Below are 17015 nucleotides of genomic sequence, written 5' to 3'. Positions count from 1 at the left end.
AACGATCAGCCCGCTCATGATGGCTACCGCCATGAGGCAAGTGGACTAAATCTCGACACTACCCTGCAGGTACTTCACCACGCCGCCAGCAACGAATACACGCTCACCCTCAACGCGGCAGTGCAGCAAACCACTGCGCCTCGAAGCTTGCAGCGCGACGAGCGACGACTTGCCCAGACGCGCGGCCCAATAGGGCGCCAGGCCGGCATGGATGGAACCGGTGACCGGATCTTCATCACCGCCATTTGCGGGCCAGAAATAACGCGAGGCGAAATCCTGCCGATCGCCAGACGCCGTCACCACCACATCCAGCGGCGCCAGCGCCTTGAGCGCTTCGAGATCAGGCGATGCGGCACGCACCTGCGCCTCGTCTGCATAGACGACGAACCAGGCCTGAGGATTCTTCAGCACCGCCTCAGGGACGATATCAAGAGCATCCAGCAAGGCTTGCGGCGGCTCGGCGACCGGCTCCGGCGCACGATTGGGAAAGCTCATTTCCAGCAGCCCATCGTCGCGTCGGGTAAGCGGGATATCCCCTACAGCAGCGGCACGAAAGGTCAGCGGAGCCTTGGCAATCCCCTGCTCGAGGATCACGAACGCGCTGGCCAGCGTCGCGTGACCGCAGAAGTCGATTTCAGTCAGCGGCGAAAACCAGCGGATATGGAAGGCGCCATCGGGTTCACGGACGAAGAAGGCTGTTTCCGAAAGGTTGTTTTCCGCAGCGATGGCCTGCATCTGCGCATCACTCAGCCACTGTTCCAGCGGCACCACGGCGGCCGGATTGCCCTTGAAACGTTCATTCGTGAAGGCATCGACCTGGAAAATTGGCAACTGCATCTCAAACATCCTCGCGGGCTAACCATCGGCTGCCGATCAGCCTATTCGTCTTTGATCATTTCCGAAACTGAGCCTCGTTGGCTATTTCACTTATGGCGGCATGGCCGCGCCAAGCCACCAAATGCGAGCCAGACGTCGCTTCAGCTCGGTTCACATAGGACTGCACCCAGCCGGGATAGAACCCCCAGGCCGTGAGCTCCCGCCGATCCACCGGTTGAATATCTCCAGCTTTGGCATTTGGCTTTTCGGGTTGGCCGAGCGTGTCTCCCCTGAAAAAGTAGCGGGTATCACACCACGGGTATTGGCCGGATCCTGGCGGAACCCGGCGTAGCCAAGATGACTTTGTACAAGCACTTCAATTCAAGGAAGAGTTGATCCTTGCAGTGCTGGAAACTCGCACGCCAACTGCAATATCTGCTCGAAGGCGCGCTCAGCATGGCCCACATCGAAGGCCCCGGCGAACAGGCGCGGGATGCCAAGGATGCCGCACAGCTGCTACTCAGCGCCGCCGGTATCTGAGCCGGCGGCTATGACACGCCCCAAAAGTCGCTCAGTTTCTGGCGACTTCCTTCTCATGGACGCGAAACCACGTCGCATAAAGCGCCGGCAGAAACAGCAACGTGAGCACCGTGGCGACGATCAGCCCGCCCATGATGGCCACCGCCATGGGACCGAAGAACACGCTGCGTGACAGCGGGATCATCGCCAGCACCGCCGCCAGCGCGGTCAGCACGATGGGCCGGAAGCGGCGCACGGTGGCATCGATGATGGCGCTGAAACGATCATGGCCGGCGCCGATGTCCTGCTCGATCTGATCGACCAGGATGACCGAGTTGCGCATGATCATCCCCGACAGCGCGATGGTGCCGAGCATGGCGACGAAGCCGAACGGCTGGCCGAACAAGAGCAGGAACAGCGTGACGCCAATCAGCCCCAGAGGCGCCGTGAGAAAGACCATGGCCGTGCGCGAGAGGCTCCTGAGCTGAATCATCAGCAGGCTCAGCACGACGATGATGAACAACGGTATACCGGCATTCACCGAAGCCTGACCACGGCTGGAATCCTCCACGGCCCCGCCGACTTCCAGCAGGTAGCCGCTGGGCAACGCCTCGCGCACCTCGTTCAGCGTGGGCTCGATCTCCCTCACCAGCGTGGCCGGCTGCTGCTCACCGTAGATATCGGCGCGCACCGTGACCGTCGGCAGGCGGTTGCGGTGCCAGATCACCCCTTCCTCGAAGCCGTATTCCAGGGTCGCGACCTGTGCCAGCGGCACGCTGCGCCCGCTGGCGGTGGGAATCGCCAGGCTGGGCAGCATCGACAGGGTTTCACGCTCGCGTGCGGTGCCGCGCAGGAGGATTTCGATCAGTTCGTTGTCTTCGCGAAAGCGGCTCGCCGTGGCTCCGGTGAAGGTGCGCTGGAGAAAACCCGACAGCTCCAGCGTGCTCACGCCGAGGGCGCGGGCACGGTCCTGATCGATATTCAGCCAGACCACCTTGCTCGGCTCCTGCCAGTCGAGGTGGACGTTGACCACATGCGGATTCGCCCTCACCTTCGCGGCCACCTGGCGGGCCAGGTCGCGCACCACATCGATATGCTCGCCGGTCACCCGGAACTGCACCGGATAGCCCACGGGCGGGCCGTTTTCCAGGCGGCTGACGCGACCGCGCAGGTTCGGGAAGTCATGTTCCAGGCGCTCGATCAGCCAGCTGCGCAGGGCTTCACGCTGCTCGATGCTGTCGGCCAGCACCACGAACTGGGCAAAGCTGGTCGCTGGCAGCTGCTGGTCCAGCGGCAGATAGAAACGGGGCGAACCGTTGCCGACATAGGCGACGTAGTTGTCGATCCCGGCGCGCGCCTTGAGCATCTCCTCCAGGCGCCGCACCTCGGCTTCGGTGGCCTTGAGCGAGGCGCCTTCGGCCAGTTTCAGGTCGACCATCAGCTCCAGGCGACTCGACGCCGGGAAGAACTGCTGCGGAACGATGCGAAACAGCCCAATGGAGGCGACGAAGAGCAGCAGCGTCAGCACGATCACCGTCTTGCGCCAACGCACGCAGAAGTGGATCAGCCGTCTCACCCGTAGGTAGAAAGGCGTCGCATAGGGGTCGTGGCCACGGTCGCTGCCGCCATGTTTCTGCGCATGGCGCCGGGCCAGATCCGGCAGCAGTTTCTCACCCAGTAGCGGCACGAACATCACCGCCGCGATCCAGGAGGCGATCAGCGCGATGGTCACCACTTGGAAGATCGAGCGCGTGTACTCGCCCGTGCTGGACTGCGCGGTGGCAATCGGCAGGAACCCGGCGGCGGTGATCAGGGTGCCGGTGAGCATCGGAAAGGCCGTGCTGGTCCAGGCGAAACTGGCGGCCTTGAGCCGGTCGAAGCCCTGTTCCATCTTGATCGCCATCATCTCCACCGCGATGATCGCATCGTCCACCATCAGCCCCAGCGCCAGCACCAGGGCGCCGAGGGAAATCTTGTGCAGGCCGATATCGAAGTAGTGCATCGAGGCGAAGGTCATCGCCAGCACCAGCGGAATCGACAACGCCACCACCAGGCCAGTGCGCACACCGAGGGAAAAGAAGCTCACCAGCAGGACGATGACCAGCGCCTCGATCAGCACCTTGACGAACTCGCCGACACCGGTTTTCACCGCCGCCGGCTGGTCGGAAACCTTGCGCAGCTCCATGCCCGCAGGCAGTTCCTGCTGCAGGCGGGCGAACTCGCTCTGCAGCGCCTCGCCGAGCAGGAGGATATCGCCGCCGTCCTTCATGGACACCGCCAGGCCGATCGCCGGCTCGCCCATGAAGCGCATGCGCGGCGCCGGCGGATCGTTGAAGCCGCGATAGACCTGCGCCACATCGCCGATGCGGAAGGTCCGCCCCGCTACCCGGATGGGGAAATCACGAATCTGCTCGACCGTCTCGAAGCTGCCCGTCACGCGCAACTGCACGCGGTCGCTGGGCGTCTCGACGAAGCCCGCCGACATCAGCGTATTCTGCGCTTCGAGCGCCTGCTTCACCGCTTCGAGCGGCACGCCGAGGGTGGCCAGCTTGACGTTGGACAGCTCGATCCAGATCTTCTCGTCCTGCAGGCCGATCAGCTCGACCTTGCCGACACTCTTGACCCGTTGCAGCTGCAACTGGATGCGGTCGGCGTAATCCTTGAGCACCGCGTAATCGAAACCCTTGCCGGTCAGCGCGTAGATATTGCCGAAGGTGGTACCGAACTCGTCATTGAAGAACGGCCCCTGTACGCCAGCGGGCAAGGTATGCCGGATATCGCCGATTTTCTTCCGTATTTCGTACCAGAGATCGGGAATCTGCCGGGAGCGCAACGAATCGAGCGCCATGAAGGTCACGTTGGATTCGCCCGGTCGCGAGAAGGAGACGATACGTTCGTATGCGCCGGTCTCCATCAGCTTCTTCTCGATGCGCTCGGTGACCTGGCGGGACACTTCCTCGGCGGTGGCGCCGGGCCAGTGGGTCTGGATCACCATCGCCTTGAAGGTGAACGGCGGGTCCTCGCTCTGGCCGAGCTTGCCGTAGGAGAGCACGCCCACGGCGGCCACCAGCAGCATGAGAAAGACCACGATCTGCCGATTGCCCAGCGCCCAGGCGGAGAGGTTGAAGCGCATCGCGATTACTCCTGGCCAGCCAGCGCAACCGGACGATTGTCGCGGTCGATGGGCCGGACCGCCTGGCCTTCATGCAGCAGCTGCACACCGGCCATGACGACCCAGTCATCGGCCCGCAGCCCCGCCAGCACCGGCACCTGGGTTTCGCCGAAGGCGCCGATGCGCACGGCGACGCGCTCCAGGGTGGCCTCTTCCGTTACTCGCCAGACATACGCCTTGCCCTGCTCGGCGGTGACGGCGGACAACGGCACCGCGAGCGATACTTCCTCGGCGCTGCGAATCGATACCAGTGCGCTCTGGCCCAGCTCGACCGGCACATCGGCCTGGGCAAAGGCCACCCGCGCCGAATAGGTCCGGGACTGTTCATCAGCCGCCGGCGACAGTTCGCGAATTCGTCCCGGATACTGCTTGCCCGGCTGTGACCAGAGTTCCACCGCCACTTCCTGGCCTACCGAATACCGCTCCAGCGCCTGTTCGGACAAATTGATCGCCACCTCGCGCTCGCCGTCGGCGGCCAGGACGAAGGCCGTCTGGCCGGCGGCAATCACTTGGCCGACCTCGACACGGCGCTGGGCAATCACCCCGTCACGGCTGGCGCGCAACACGGCGTAATCGACCTGATTGCTGGCCACGTCGAACTCGGCACGCGCCTGCTGCAAGCGTGCCTGGGCGGAACGGTAGGCATTTTCCGAGGCGTCGAACTGCGAACGGCTGACCAGTTGCCGCTGCATCAGGGTCTTGTAGCGCTCATGCTCGGCCTGCGCGACCCGCAGATTCGCCTCGGCAGCCGCCACCTGGGCGCGAATGCCTTCGAGCTGCAGGCGCACGTCCTGCGGATCGAGGCTGGCCAGCGGCTGATCCTTGCGCACGCGCTCACCGGCCTCGACCAGGCGCTCGACCACCTTGCCGCCGATACGAAACGCCAGCTCGGGCTCGTAACGGGCGTGGATCTCGCCCGGATAGCTTGCGAAGGCTTCGCTCGCCGGTTGCGGCTGGACCACCATCACCGGGCGCACCGAGATGGATTCGGGCTCACCGTTGCCACAGCCGGCCAGCAAGGCGAAACCAAGGGCACCGATGAAAAGCAGGGCAGGTCTGGGCACGCGGGTTCTCTCTCGCAAAACGAACGTGAATACTTATACTGCCGGGTATAGTAAAGCAGGGTGCTATGGGGTGTGAAGGAGGCATTCTTTCGCTTGCACAGTGGCGGCGAAAGGCCCATTCGCACCCTGTATCACCCATGATTGGTACAAAATTTGGTACGGGATTCCTCGGCCAACCTCAGCCCGTCCGGGCAACCCAATCCCCTTCCGTAAAAATATCGTCTCGCCCTATTGCATAGGAACAATGTTCCTACTACATTAGACACATGCCAGCCAATAAGGCGAGGCGAAACAGGAGAGACACCATGAGCGCATACTACGTACAGAAAGCCGGCGAAATCTTCCCGATCTACGGTGTAACTTCCATTGAAGAAGCCCGCGAGTATGTTGCGGCTGAAGACCATGGCCGCATCGTTGAGACTGCCGAAGACGTATATATGAACGCCGCGACCGGCTCCGTTGACTTTGAAAGCGGCTGGGATGACCTGAGCGAAGTGGTAAGGGTCGAGTACAGCGCAGAAGACGAGCGGTGGGTCGAAGCGTGAAGCCTGATGCCTCCAAGCATAACCCCGACCCGCGCTACCTGCGCGGGCTGGTTGATCGCAGCGGGGTTAGCCAGCGCAATGCGGCCGAGCTTCTCGGCATTACCGACCGCTCCATTCGCTACTACCTGAGCGACGAGGATAGCCCGACCTTTAGGCCGGCGCCCTACCCGGTTCAGTTCGCGCTGGAATGCCTAGCCCAAACCTAATCCGGTACGCCTCACGCTCTGCTGCGGACATGAACTCCCATGCGAAGTCTTCCTCGCGCGGCCCACCGTCGCACGCCCGGTATCGCGGATAGCTGCCGATCGCCAGACCAGCCGATGCCGCGCCGCGCTTGATCCTGCCCCAATGCAGAACGTCCAGCATCTCGCTATAGAGGTCGTTGGCGTCTGCCCACGGCACGCACTGCGAACAGAAAAGCCAGTCATGCACGACGCCGGCCATTCGATCCTCGCCGCTCAGCAGCGGCTTGACGAGCCACGGCGTGGAGGCGAGGTCAGTCACGAACCAGCGCGGCACCGTGAACTCTCGGCCATCACGAGCGTGATACCGGAACGGCTCCAGTAGCACCCACTCGCCCGGCTTGTATGCGCGAAGATCCAGCGCGCCGGAGAACCATGCATTTTCACTCATAGCATTCAACCCTCACCTTGTGCGGGGCTGTCCGGGTGTCCATCACGGCACGATAGGCCGCACGGTCTACGGCAGGCTTGCCGCAGTAGTAGGACGCGAGCGAGGCGGCGCAGCCTTGGAGTGTGAGCAGCAGGCAGGCGGCAGCGATCAGGCGCATGGTGATTTCCCTTCGAACAGTGCCCGCTCAGCGGCGCGGCGTTTGACGAGCCCGGACAGCTTCTTGCCCGAGGCGTAGACCCAACGGTCAAACTGAGCCGCAGCGCCGGAGTAGTCGCCCGCGTTAAGCAGGCGCAGCAGCGTCGATTGCTCCAACGACTTAGCGCCGAGGTTGAACGCGAACGAGGTCAGCGAATCGAACTGGCCTTGGTTCAGCGGCATCTTTACCAGCCGAGATACAGCCGCCTCGAACTGGCGCACGTCCTCTCGCAGCAGCTCCTCGGCACGCTCGGCGGTGATGGTCTGGCCCATCTGCACGCCAGCGGTCGAGCCGTAGCCGATGGTCGCGATTCCTGCGGGACAGCGGTACGCGGACAGGCGCAGCCCCTCGAACTGGCGGATCAGCGCCAGGCCGGTTTCTGAAATGTGCATGGCTTCTCCAGGCAAAGAAAAACCCGCCGAAGCGGGTCTGTGTGTCGCGGATGGGTCAGATCGCAGAGGCAGCCATGAACAGGCCGTCAACTTGCTCATCCGTCAGACCAAGATCGCCGGCCATGTACCCGATCAGCGGCCAGTCGCGGCGAACCTCCTGCGCGTATTCCCAGTCAATACGGGCGCGTTCGCCTTCTGTACCGGGCATGGTGGCGATAGACGACTTCACGGCGTCGAGCAGGCCGACATCGAGCAGGGCAATGCGGCACTGGCGCATGGTGACTGACTCGGGGATATTCGGTGCCGGGGGCTGTGGCTTGACGAACTGACCGTCGATGTAGAGGTCGCCTATCGAGCCTTCGGTGGCTTCGACAAGCCCCGGCATGAAGTCGAGGCTTTCGACCTCAATAGTGTTCGTGATGACGCCGTTTTCAATGATGTGCGCTCGCATTAGATGATCCCCCAGATGCGGAGTTCGCCGCGAGCGCCGTTGCCGCCATTATAATTGGCTGACCCGCCCCCACCCCCACCGCCGGGGATAACTCCGGCACCGGGCGGTAGTCCCGTGGTGCACCCAGCGCCACCCGCCCCGCCGTAGCGTGAAGTTCCCCCGGCACGAACCGTAGCGGAAGTAGACCCGCCTCCGCCACCCCCACCGCCATACATCGATAAACCACCTCCCCCGGCGCCCCCGCCATATTCAGCGGAAGCACCAGTAAGGCCTCCGCCGGCACTAGCGGCGCCTCCCAGCCCAGCGCTACCTGGGGTTGACCCGACAGAAGTAATCCCGGCGGAGAACGTCCCGCCTCCGCCACCCCCGCCGCCATTGACGTTGAGCGCGCCACCCCCGCCGCCACCGCCATAGGCGAGAACGAAAGAACCAATAGAACTGTCCCCCCCGCCAGCGGCGCTTTCGGAGTTAGTGGTTGGGATGTTGGTCTGCCCAGCGCCACCAGCCCCGATCACAAAGCCCTGAGTCTCGCTGAACGCTGATGCCGGAATCTCGAAGGGAGCGCAAGCGCCCCCGCCGCCCCCGCCACCCACATACGCGCTGATAGGAGCGCCCGCTCTTCCGCCACCGCCACCCCCCGCCCAGAGGAAGCCCCTAAACGCAGCATATCCCGGCGGCCTCATGAAGTTGCCACTTGCCGCGAACACCTTGTAGAAAGCATTCAGCACAACCGACCGCAGCGCCACCCCATCACACTGAATCAGCCGGCACTCACCGGGGTACATGATGTAGCTGGTCAGACTGTCAATCAGTTCGGACCCTGCCGGCTTGAGCGTAATATCGCCGCCACCCGCGTTGCGCAGATAGAGCCACCATCCATCTCCGAGCGTGGCAGCAGGGGCAAAGGTCTGTGTAAACGTCCCGCTGGTGATGTCAATGAGTTTGCCCATGTCGCCATAGCCAAGCTCACTACCACTGGCGCGAGTCTCTCTGATGAGCGCAGCAGCATTGGCGGGCACACCCCACTCCACCCCCGCGCCGTCCTCACTAACCACAAGAGGCCGCCTTGCATTTCCGGCAATCGGCGGTAGCACGTCCGTAGGGTCCAGCGTTACGATGCCACTCTTCCCCTGCACCGACACAACCGGGCCATCTGAGATTACGTCGAGCATGTCCGCAACAGCCTGCCGGTCAGTTGCAACTTGATCTTTATCGGCGGCGACTTGCAGAGTGTTTGCTGCTACCTCACCTGCCAGCCCCGCGACCGTTATGCGGTCGGATTCCGCAGTCGATGCAGCAGATTGGGCAGCATCTTTATGCTCACCTGCCATGACCGCCGATGCTGCTGAGCTTGCGGCGCTTGCGGACGAGGCGTCGGCGCTAGCGGCTGACGCAATAGCCCTGGCATCGGCGTCGATGGCGCGCTGGTTGATGAACGTCGCCAGCTCATTCGCCTGCCCGGTGAAACGGTTTTCCTCCGCCATGCGTGCGTCAGCCTTGATGGTGAACTGCTCGCGCGAGTCAGTTTGCCGGTTTGGCGCCGGCGAAAAATGGTCGATTTGTGGAACTGTCATTGGATGCTCCTAACTTCGATAGCTGATTTTGAAAGTGCTGGATTGCTGAGGACGACGCGGAAATTGCCGCTGATGCCGATGACGACTGTTATCTCAACCCCGGCCGCACCAACGTAGAGAGTTGGGATATCGCGCAGCTCGGCAATTCGGCGCCTCACATAACCCGTTCGCTGCGTCTCGATATCAACGTCGAAGTCAACGAAGTCGCGTGCACCGCCTGGCGTAATTGTGAGGTTGCCCCAGGCATCCAACTTCTGGACCGAGTAGCTTTCGAAGCCTGCGGACGTGCCGAACACTGAAATGCCTAGGGTCTCTTGGTAGCCGAATACGAGGCTGCCGATCTTCGCTACGCCGCCAGGGGCAGAGGCGATGACGCGGATCTGCGCGTTACCGTAGGGCGGCAGATCGAGCAAGGCAGCACTGTCGCGGCGCTCAAGCGGGGCGAAAAAGTAGTCGTACCAACTGTCGACGCCGTAGTCGGTCATCTCGGTTGTCTTGTCGTACACGACGCCGTCGCCGGGCACAGTCATCACGACGCGAACAGACGCAGCGTCAACTCCGACGAGGCCGACCGCATTAATCACCTCGGCTGCCTGAAAAACCACATCGATTGATTCGGGGTTTTCGGTAAAGGTGCCGATCTGCCAAGTCTGCCCTCGCCGCTTGTCGAACATGCGCCATGCGTTGATCGGTCCTTCGTCAATCCACGCAAGCGGCAGCGTCGTCTCTTCGCCCGGAACCGCCGCGTTATCGGCTTTTGCCGAGTACCAGACGTGACGATCTTTCATCGCCATGGCACCGACCTCATACGTGCCGGCGACCCATGCCGGATGGTCATTTTCCGGCACGTTGGTTTCGATCAGGCGAGCCGGCGTTACCTGCACTGCTCTAGCGACAATCATCCGTTCACCACCTGTTTTTCCGATTCAAGGATCACCATGGTTGCCGTCTGCTGGCGGACCTCACTGCGTGTGTCCATCGTGTTTTTTGCGATCTGGCGCAGATCATCCCGGACTCCGGCCAGTTCGCGGCGCATGGCTCGTACCTCTGCCGCGCTTTCACCGCCGCCATTGAGCATCGCTGCCGTTTGGCCTGCGCTGTAGATGCGGCTCGGGCCGGTGACCTCCAGTTCCGGGCCAGACTGGCGCATCGAGTCAACCAGCCCCGCGCCACCCCATCGAGCCACGTCGGCCTGTGACCAGACCACCTCCCCCTTGTGGACGATGCCGGCTGGCTCCCATTTGCCGCCGGGGCCGGTGTAGCCGCCCGAAGCAAAGGCTGGCACCTCGCCCGCCTGAATCGCAGCCTCCCGGATCGCGTCTGCGAGACCGCCAACGCTCACAGCCCCGCTGGCCAGCTGATCCTGCCAATACGACATACCGGCATCGTCTGCCTCGCGCCCCAGCACGCTCTGATAGATCGTGTCGAGGAGCGTGCCGCCCTGCGACGGGGAAGGAATACCACCACCCCCTGCCGGACTGGCAGGCAGGGCGTTTACGATGGAGATATTCAGCCCCTTGACTGCCTGCTCTACCGTCTTAATCGACGCATCCACGCCGTTAAGCGCGTTGAGCTGCTGCTGGGCAAACGACAGATGCGAGTCCAGCCGCGACATCTCCGAATCAAACTGCACCTGCGCCTGCCTGATCTGGTCGTTGGCAGCCTGGAGCAGCCGCTGCTCAACAGTCAGCTGCTTGCCATTGACCGCCTCCAGCTCTGCGATGAGGTTTGCCGTCCGCCCCTGCTCCCGCTCGAAGTCTTGCATCGTCGCGTAGGTGGATTTGTCCATCTGTGTCGCAATATCAAGCGCATCCTGCAGCCCGTCGACGCCAGCCAGCGACTCCCCTCCCCGCGCCTGCACCAGCGCGCTATTGAGCGTCATCACTGCCTGCGCACGCAGCGCCCGAACAGAATCGTCTGACGTGCCGCGCAGTCGCTTGAGCGCAGCATCCAGATTGCCGCTGATCGCCGTGAGCGCCGAAATGCTGGACGCTGCTGATGCTGCCGATGCATTCAGCGCACTGACGTGCTCCGCGTGCGCGCCCTGCAAGCTCTTGCGCTCAGCGTCGACGGCCTGCTGCAGCGCTGCAAAGCTCGCATCCACCGCGCCCATTAGTTGCCGTTCCAGCGTGCTGTAGTACGTCGCAGCCTGGCCGCTCAGGGCCATGAGCGTGGCGAACATTTCCCGACCGGCTTCCGTCGTCAGGTCGATATCCTCGACCATCGCCCGGTACGCGCCGCGCGACTCCGCCAAAACGATGTCCGCACCCTCAAATGCCCGAGCTACAGCATCGAGAGTGTGTGCGGCTTTCTCCGCATCGGTGAAAAACTGGTCGTAGTAGGTCGAGGTCAGGCTCGTCAGGCTGGCGATTTTGTCCGCAGCTGTCGGATCTTCCAGACCGGCGATGGCCGCGCTCAGGTCCAGCAGCGCATCGGCACCACGAAGACCTGCGTCGGTCATCTCGAATACGCGGAAATTAAGCGTCTCGATAGTGGTGTTAACGCCATCGAAGCGGGCGAAAAGGCCACCTACCGCCTCGCTGACTTCCGCCGCCTTTGTCAGCCCGGCAGTTAGCTCTTTGAGGTATTCAGGTAGTTGCGACTGGCCGATAGCCTGGGACAAACCGCGACCCATGACGTCATCGAACCACGCCTGCATTGACTGTTCGATCCGGGCCTTCTTGCCGTACTGCTCCATCAGGGTGATGGTCTGATCGTCAAACGACGCTGTGAACGTCGCAGCCAGCTTGCCCGACGTGCGGCGCAGGCGGGCTTCGGCGGTGGTCATGATGTCCGAGTCGATATCGAACATCTCGAACAGCCCGCCCAGGCTGCTGGAGAACGCCTCGTTCAGGTCATGCAGCGACCTGTCGAAGTCATCGCCAAAGCGCTTCGATCCGCTGTACATGGACTCGACCGCGCCGAGGCCGGTGTACTCGCCGGCTGAGTAGGTGCCTTGTGCGGAGCCTACGGTGCGCTTGTACTTCTCGCCTCCGCCGAACAGGCGGGCAAGCGCCAGGTTAACTGCCTGCGTTACCGGAGAGCCTGTAATGACGGCAGTGAACTTATCAGCTGCGTCTCCGAAGAGGTTTAAAGGGTCAACGAAGATGTGGGTGAGCGCTTTATCCATGAGTCTGATTGCGGAGGACGCCCCTCCGAGCACGTCCCCAAGGACATCAGCAGCGCCGCTTGACCCGGACTCTTTGAATGTGTCCCTTACTTCGCTCCCGTCAGCCTTTACGCCCTGGCCGTACAGCTTGTAACTGGCGATCATCCCCGCAATAGCCCAGGTGTACGGGTTAGATAGCATCCCTGAAATGGACGACAGCACCCCTCCGCTGCCCGCGCCACCTGCCACCGCATTTGCGCCTGCGGTGGTAGCCGTGTTGACGATCTGCCCTGTAGTCACGTCCAGCATGTAGCCGGCAGTGCCCTTTGCAGCCGCTGCTAGAGCCGCCTCAGTGGCCGCAGTGGTGGCCGCTGAGGTTGCAGTGCCACCGAACCATTGCGCGATTGTGCTATAGGCATTGCTCAGCATCGAGCCGTAGTAGTTCGCCCCGCCGCCAAGCGCGCCGGTCAGACCGCCCGACTGGTAGCCGGTGTACATTGCCGAGCCGACGCCAGTGAGAGCGTCGTACACCGAATAGATGTTTTTGCCGATATCTACAAGGCTGCCCCAGTTCATACCGCCACCACCCGAACTAGAACCGGAGCCGCCGCCCAGCAGCGAGCCCCAGACCTGACCAATGCCGCCGCTGTTGAGCGTCAAGTCATCCAGCGCTTTTTGCGCCTGGATGCTCGACAGATCCTTGATGGCCTTGGCAGCCTCCTCGGATGACTGGGCAAGAAGGTCCACGCTTTCCGTGGCTGCGTCTGCGCCATCGCTGAACAGATACAGGCCAGCAGCAGCCGACGCAGCGAGGCCAATCCAACCAGCCGGCCCCATGGCAAGGTTGAGCGCCCGCATTGCGACGGTAGCGCGCGCAGCGGCCACGCTTGTGCCGTTGACCTGCGCCGTCAGGACTGCCTGCTGCATTGAGGCAGATAGTGAAGCCTTGCCCTGGGCGAGGGTAGCAATCGTGGCGACGCCCATGCGGGCCGTATATAGGGCAATAGCGCCGGCAGCGGCCACGCCAACGGTCTTTATGTATGGCGACCAGTCGGTGTCTCGGATCGCATCCGATACGCTGACCAAGCTCGCGGCCATCTCCTCGGAAACCTTCGCCTGCTGGTCGAAAACCCCTATTGACTGCAGCGCAGCGTTTCGCATGAGCAAGAAGCCGTCCGCGATGGTGGCCGGCATCTTGGCCGCTTCATCTTTCAGCGTCTCGTTGATCTTGGTCAGTGCGGTGAAGACCACCTCGCCAGTGATCTTGCCCTCAGCGGCCAGCCGGCGAAGCTGCGTGATATCTGTGCCAAGCTCCTCTGCCAGTGCCTCAGCTACGCGACTGCCTGAGTTCAGAACGTTGTTCAGGTCCTCGCCGCGCAGCGCGCCCTCTGCCATTGCGCGCGACAAGCTGTTCTGCACCATTTGCGCCCGCTCGCCCTTCGCGCCAGAAACAACCAGGGCATTATTAAGCGCTTCGGTGTAGTTCAGCTGCTCAAGCGTTGATTTCCCCAGGGCGCGCAACGTTACGGAGTTCTGCGCGAACGCCTCGGCGGTAGACTCAAGACTGGAGTAAGTGCCGCGCGCAATATCCGACAGGCGCGACATAACAGCCGTAACGTCCTGATGGGCGCCAATAGACAGGCGAACTCGGGAGGTCAGATCGGACCAGGTGTCGGCAGCGCCAACCACGCTCATTGCGCCGATACCAGCAGTTGCAGTAGCAAACAGGCGCTTCAGCGAGACCATCGCGGTATTAGCGGCTTTGTCAGTGGAAGACAGCGAGCTGTTCATCTGGTCCACGCCGCGCGCGCCAGTAGCTGCATCCCTTCCTGTGCCGACGAATGATTTGCCTGCGCTGCCGGCCGATCCCGAGGCGCCAAGGCCCACGCGCTCCAAGGCCTCCAGGGCTTTCGCCAGATCCCTTGCCTGCTGCTCCGCAGAGCGCGTCTCAAGGACGATTGATAGCCTTGACTCTTGGCTCATGATTTTCTCCAGGCGAAAAAAAACCGCCAGCGGCGGTCGGTGTTTTGTTGTTGGGGCTACGCTGTTGCGAATGTCCGGTGCTTTGCTTTGGGTATTAAAAAACCCGCCGAAGCGGGTTTGGCGAGCCAGGGGCCTTACCTTTCTGTAATAGTTAACTCTCCGGCTAAATCGCCCGGCTCGAAAATACATATTGCCCGATGGCCAATCTTCTGACCGAGGCCATTCTGCGCCTCAAAATCCAGAGTCAGGCGAACGTTTCCTGTCACCGGGGCTTTGTAATAGCTAGAGCCTAGCAACTCGCTAAAACGAACAGTGTTTTTATGGTTAGCCTTTCCTAGCACCAGCTCTTTGCACCTAGCCATTGCGTCAGCCTGGCTTACAGCCCTCTCAGAATTTGTCCTTATCTCGCCCCCCGACAAAAGATCACCACTTGTAATTTCAAGTCTTTTATCTTCTTCGCAGTCAACCATGTATTTCATATTGCTCAGGACGCTTTCGCGCCTCATAAACAGAACGCTAGACACATGCTGGCACTTGCCGGAATCAATAGCCTTCTTTGCAGCGGCGATCTTTTGCTCATTAATTTCCTTTGTCTTTTTTGTGAATCTTTTATATGCCGGATCTGAGCTGTCTCCCCCATCAATCAGGGAGCTGTCAGAATAATCTTCTAGAATCCATTCTGATATTTTTCCCTCATACGGGTCGTCAGGATCATTCTTGAACCGCAACTCTTTCGTGCTGACCCATCCACCAATACCTTTAAGCCACTCAGGCTCTGTCCTGGCAACATGCGAGAAATCACCTTGCGTGCAGCTCACATAGACCAACCCTTCAGACCCAATATTATGGTAGTGAGTCTCCTTTAGAACCTGGGTCGCCTTTTCGTTGATGACATAAGGGGCGGCGGCAGATGGGGCGGATCTCAAAGTAATACTTCTTACAGGGCGAACCACCTCACCAACATCCGCCGCGCCAGATCTGCAGGCTGACCTGTCAATGGAAAGCTCTGGGGCAGCCACCTTCTTACCACCAGAATCCCCGCACCCCGCCAGCGCCAGCGCCATGCCCGTCACTATCAAAATCCGCTTCATGCCCTGCCCTCCCTGAAAAAACCTAGGGTAGCAAAGCGACAGCACAAACACCCAGCGCTAGGCTGGGTGGTCGTTTCGCGGCTGGGTTAAACGGTCGCCAGGCGATCCACCATGTCGGGGTATTCCTCGACGAGCTTGATCAGCAGTGCCGCCTGTGCGTTGGGCTTGGCCTTATCCTGCTCCCAGTTACGGAGAGTGGCCGGGCTTGTCCGGATGCGCCGGGCGAATACTTCTTGCGACATACGCAGGCGCTTTCGGAGACCGACAATTTCTTCAGGACTCACTTCCGGCGCGGGCTTGGCATCAACCGTGTACTGGCGAAGGGTGATTTTGCCCTCACGCTGGGCGGCCATTTCACCGACGCCCTGCATCATTTCGGCAAACAGATCGCGCTTTTTCATTTGGCACCTCGCAGCTTCAGCTCATCACCGATGGCTTTCTTGAGCGCCCTCTCCTGATCTGGAGTGAGGCTCTCAAGCTCATCTTTGTCGTAGATGGCGAACATCCAGAACTGACCATCACCAGATAACCAGTAATAGATGACTCGCAAGCCGCCCCGCTTACCCTTCCCTCTTCGTCCATCGGCCCAGCGCACCTTTCGGAAGCCTCCGGTTCTGGGCATTACAGCGCCAAGCTCCGGGCTGGCCACAAGGTCGTTTTGCAGCTGCCGATACTCGTCATCCGTAAGGTACTCACCAACGGTTGCGGTAAAGCTGGTGGTCTCGAAGAAGACGGCTTTCATGGGTGGAACTATACGCAAGTTGCTCATATTTGAGCAAGGCTTGCCTGCAAGATACTGCCGCCGAACTCTGCGCCAAAGCCTGGCATTAGCCTGAAGCCGACGAATCAGTCTCCGTACAATCGCCAGAAGTGAGGAGTTCGATAGCGCTCTCATAGGCGCGGCGCTCCTCATCGGACCATTCGTGGCCGTGGTGAGCGAGCGCTACACCCAGAAGATCCAGGCAGTTGCGAATTTTGTTGCGGGACTCAGTGGTGTGCATTGTTGCTTCCTCTTCTTCGGTGAACGCAAAAACCCAGCGCGGGGCTGGGTTGAGATATTGAATTTCGTTACATTCTCAGAATACTTGCGGCTACAGCTGCTGCTGCGGTCTTGATTGTCTCAAACGACAACTCAAGCCCCTTTTCTCGAATTATTCCTACGGTCTTGTTCCAGACGCCCTGCGTCCTGATCTGGTCAAGGAACTCATGGCCTGCCCATGTCAGCTCAAAGGCGTGGCATTCGCGCCCGCTGCCAAACCCACTGGAGCATGTGGCATCGAGCAGCCCCGCCTCTTTCATCAGGAATATGTGGTATGAAACCAAGGCGTGGTCATATCCCGGCACGTCTCTGCCTGTCACTGCCTGGGCTCCAGACTGCAGCCCTTCCACGGCCATTAGTATTTTCCTGACCAGCTCCCAGTCTCTTTTCATTTACCTCTCCAGAAAACCCAGCACTAGGCTGGGTTAGGG

The 17015-nt window shown here is 61.3% G+C and carries 16 protein-coding genes and 1 pseudogene; 3 read left to right on the top strand and 14 right to left on the bottom strand.

Features of this window, described 5'->3' with window-relative positions; all coding sequences use genetic code 11:
- Positions 1-45: 45 nt before the first annotated feature.
- Positions 46-825 carry a PhzF family phenazine biosynthesis protein gene (locus tag ACYCFC_RS02165; protein ID WP_459653942.1) on the bottom strand — a complete coding sequence of 260 codons (780 nt, stop codon included), beginning with the start codon at positions 823-825 and terminating at the stop codon, positions 46-48.
- A 294-nt stretch (positions 826-1119) separates the two neighbouring features.
- On the opposite strand from ACYCFC_RS02165, the pseudogene ACYCFC_RS02160 reads away from it, so the two are divergent.
- A pseudogene (locus ACYCFC_RS02160) lies at positions 1120-1356 on the top strand (TetR/AcrR family transcriptional regulator); the annotation flags it as partial.
- Positions 1357-1387: 31 nt separating this feature from the next.
- On the opposite strand, the gene ACYCFC_RS02155 reads toward ACYCFC_RS02160, so the two are convergent.
- Entirely contained in the window at positions 1388-4468 is a 3081-nt protein-coding gene (locus ACYCFC_RS02155) for an efflux RND transporter permease subunit (protein ID WP_459653023.1), read from the bottom strand.
- Between the two features lie 5 nt (positions 4469-4473).
- On the bottom strand, positions 4474-5571 hold the full coding sequence (locus tag ACYCFC_RS02150; protein ID WP_459653022.1) for an efflux RND transporter periplasmic adaptor subunit: 1098 nt from the start codon (positions 5569-5571) through the stop codon (positions 4474-4476).
- Between the two features lie 305 nt (positions 5572-5876).
- Here ACYCFC_RS02150 and ACYCFC_RS02145 point away from each other — a divergent pair, with 305 nt between their 5' ends.
- Both ACYCFC_RS02145 and ACYCFC_RS02140 read left to right on the top strand, forming a co-directional pair.
- A complete protein-coding gene (locus ACYCFC_RS02145) occupies positions 5877-6116 on the top strand; it encodes a hypothetical protein (protein WP_459653021.1) in 240 nt (79 codons plus the stop codon).
- The gene (locus tag ACYCFC_RS02140; protein WP_459653020.1) at positions 6113-6322 is read left to right on the top strand and encodes a hypothetical protein; all 210 of its coding nucleotides are present in this window, start codon (positions 6113-6115) and stop codon (positions 6320-6322) included. The genes ACYCFC_RS02145 and ACYCFC_RS02140 overlap by 4 nt, the downstream gene beginning before the upstream one ends.
- Here ACYCFC_RS02140 and ACYCFC_RS02135 read toward each other — a convergent pair.
- From ACYCFC_RS02135 to ACYCFC_RS02085, 11 genes are all read right to left on the bottom strand, one after another.
- Positions 6267-6749: a DUF1353 domain-containing protein gene (locus ACYCFC_RS02135; RefSeq protein WP_459653019.1), complete on the bottom strand. Its 483-nt coding sequence runs from the start codon at positions 6747-6749 to the stop codon at positions 6267-6269. The genes ACYCFC_RS02140 and ACYCFC_RS02135 overlap by 56 nt on opposite strands.
- A complete protein-coding gene (locus ACYCFC_RS02130; RefSeq protein WP_459653018.1) occupies positions 6742-6906 on the bottom strand; it encodes a hypothetical protein in 165 nt (54 codons plus the stop codon). Before ACYCFC_RS02130 ends, ACYCFC_RS02135 begins: the two co-directional genes overlap by 8 nt.
- Positions 6897-7337 (bottom strand): lysozyme, encoded by a 441-nt coding sequence (locus ACYCFC_RS02125; RefSeq protein WP_459653017.1) that lies wholly within the window; start codon positions 7335-7337, stop codon positions 6897-6899. Before ACYCFC_RS02125 ends, ACYCFC_RS02130 begins: the two co-directional genes overlap by 10 nt.
- Positions 7338-7392: 55 nt before the next feature.
- On the bottom strand, positions 7393-7788 hold the full coding sequence (locus ACYCFC_RS02120; RefSeq protein WP_459653016.1) for a hypothetical protein: 396 nt from the start codon (positions 7786-7788) through the stop codon (positions 7393-7395).
- The gene (locus ACYCFC_RS02115) at positions 7788-9362 is read right to left on the bottom strand and encodes a glycine-rich domain-containing protein (protein WP_459653015.1); all 1575 of its coding nucleotides are present in this window, start codon (positions 9360-9362) and stop codon (positions 7788-7790) included. The genes ACYCFC_RS02120 and ACYCFC_RS02115 overlap by 1 nt, the downstream gene beginning before the upstream one ends.
- Positions 9359-10264, bottom strand: coding sequence for a hypothetical protein (locus ACYCFC_RS02110; RefSeq protein WP_459653014.1), 906 nt, complete (start codon positions 10262-10264; stop codon positions 9359-9361). The genes ACYCFC_RS02115 and ACYCFC_RS02110 overlap by 4 nt, the downstream gene beginning before the upstream one ends.
- The gene (locus ACYCFC_RS02105) at positions 10261-14454 is read right to left on the bottom strand and encodes a tape measure protein (RefSeq protein ID WP_459653013.1); all 4194 of its coding nucleotides are present in this window, start codon (positions 14452-14454) and stop codon (positions 10261-10263) included. The genes ACYCFC_RS02110 and ACYCFC_RS02105 overlap by 4 nt, the downstream gene beginning before the upstream one ends.
- A 134-nt stretch (positions 14455-14588) precedes the next feature.
- The gene (locus ACYCFC_RS02100) at positions 14589-15545 is read right to left on the bottom strand and encodes a hypothetical protein (protein WP_459653012.1); all 957 of its coding nucleotides are present in this window, start codon (positions 15543-15545) and stop codon (positions 14589-14591) included.
- Positions 15546-15631: 86 nt separating this feature from the next.
- Positions 15632-15946 (bottom strand): helix-turn-helix domain-containing protein, encoded by a 315-nt coding sequence (locus ACYCFC_RS02095; RefSeq protein ID WP_459653011.1) that lies wholly within the window; start codon positions 15944-15946, stop codon positions 15632-15634.
- Positions 15943-16287 carry a toxin gene (locus ACYCFC_RS02090; RefSeq protein ID WP_459653010.1) on the bottom strand — a complete coding sequence of 115 codons (345 nt, stop codon included), beginning with the start codon at positions 16285-16287 and terminating at the stop codon, positions 15943-15945. The genes ACYCFC_RS02095 and ACYCFC_RS02090 overlap by 4 nt, the downstream gene beginning before the upstream one ends.
- Before the next feature lie 326 nt (positions 16288-16613).
- Entirely contained in the window at positions 16614-16976 is a 363-nt protein-coding gene (locus ACYCFC_RS02085) for a DUF2513 domain-containing protein (protein ID WP_459653009.1), read from the bottom strand.
- Positions 16977-17015: the final 39 nt, after the last annotated feature.

Source organism: Stutzerimonas sp. NM35, assembly GCF_054604355.1.
This window is presented reverse-complemented; position numbering and strand designations above follow the sequence as displayed.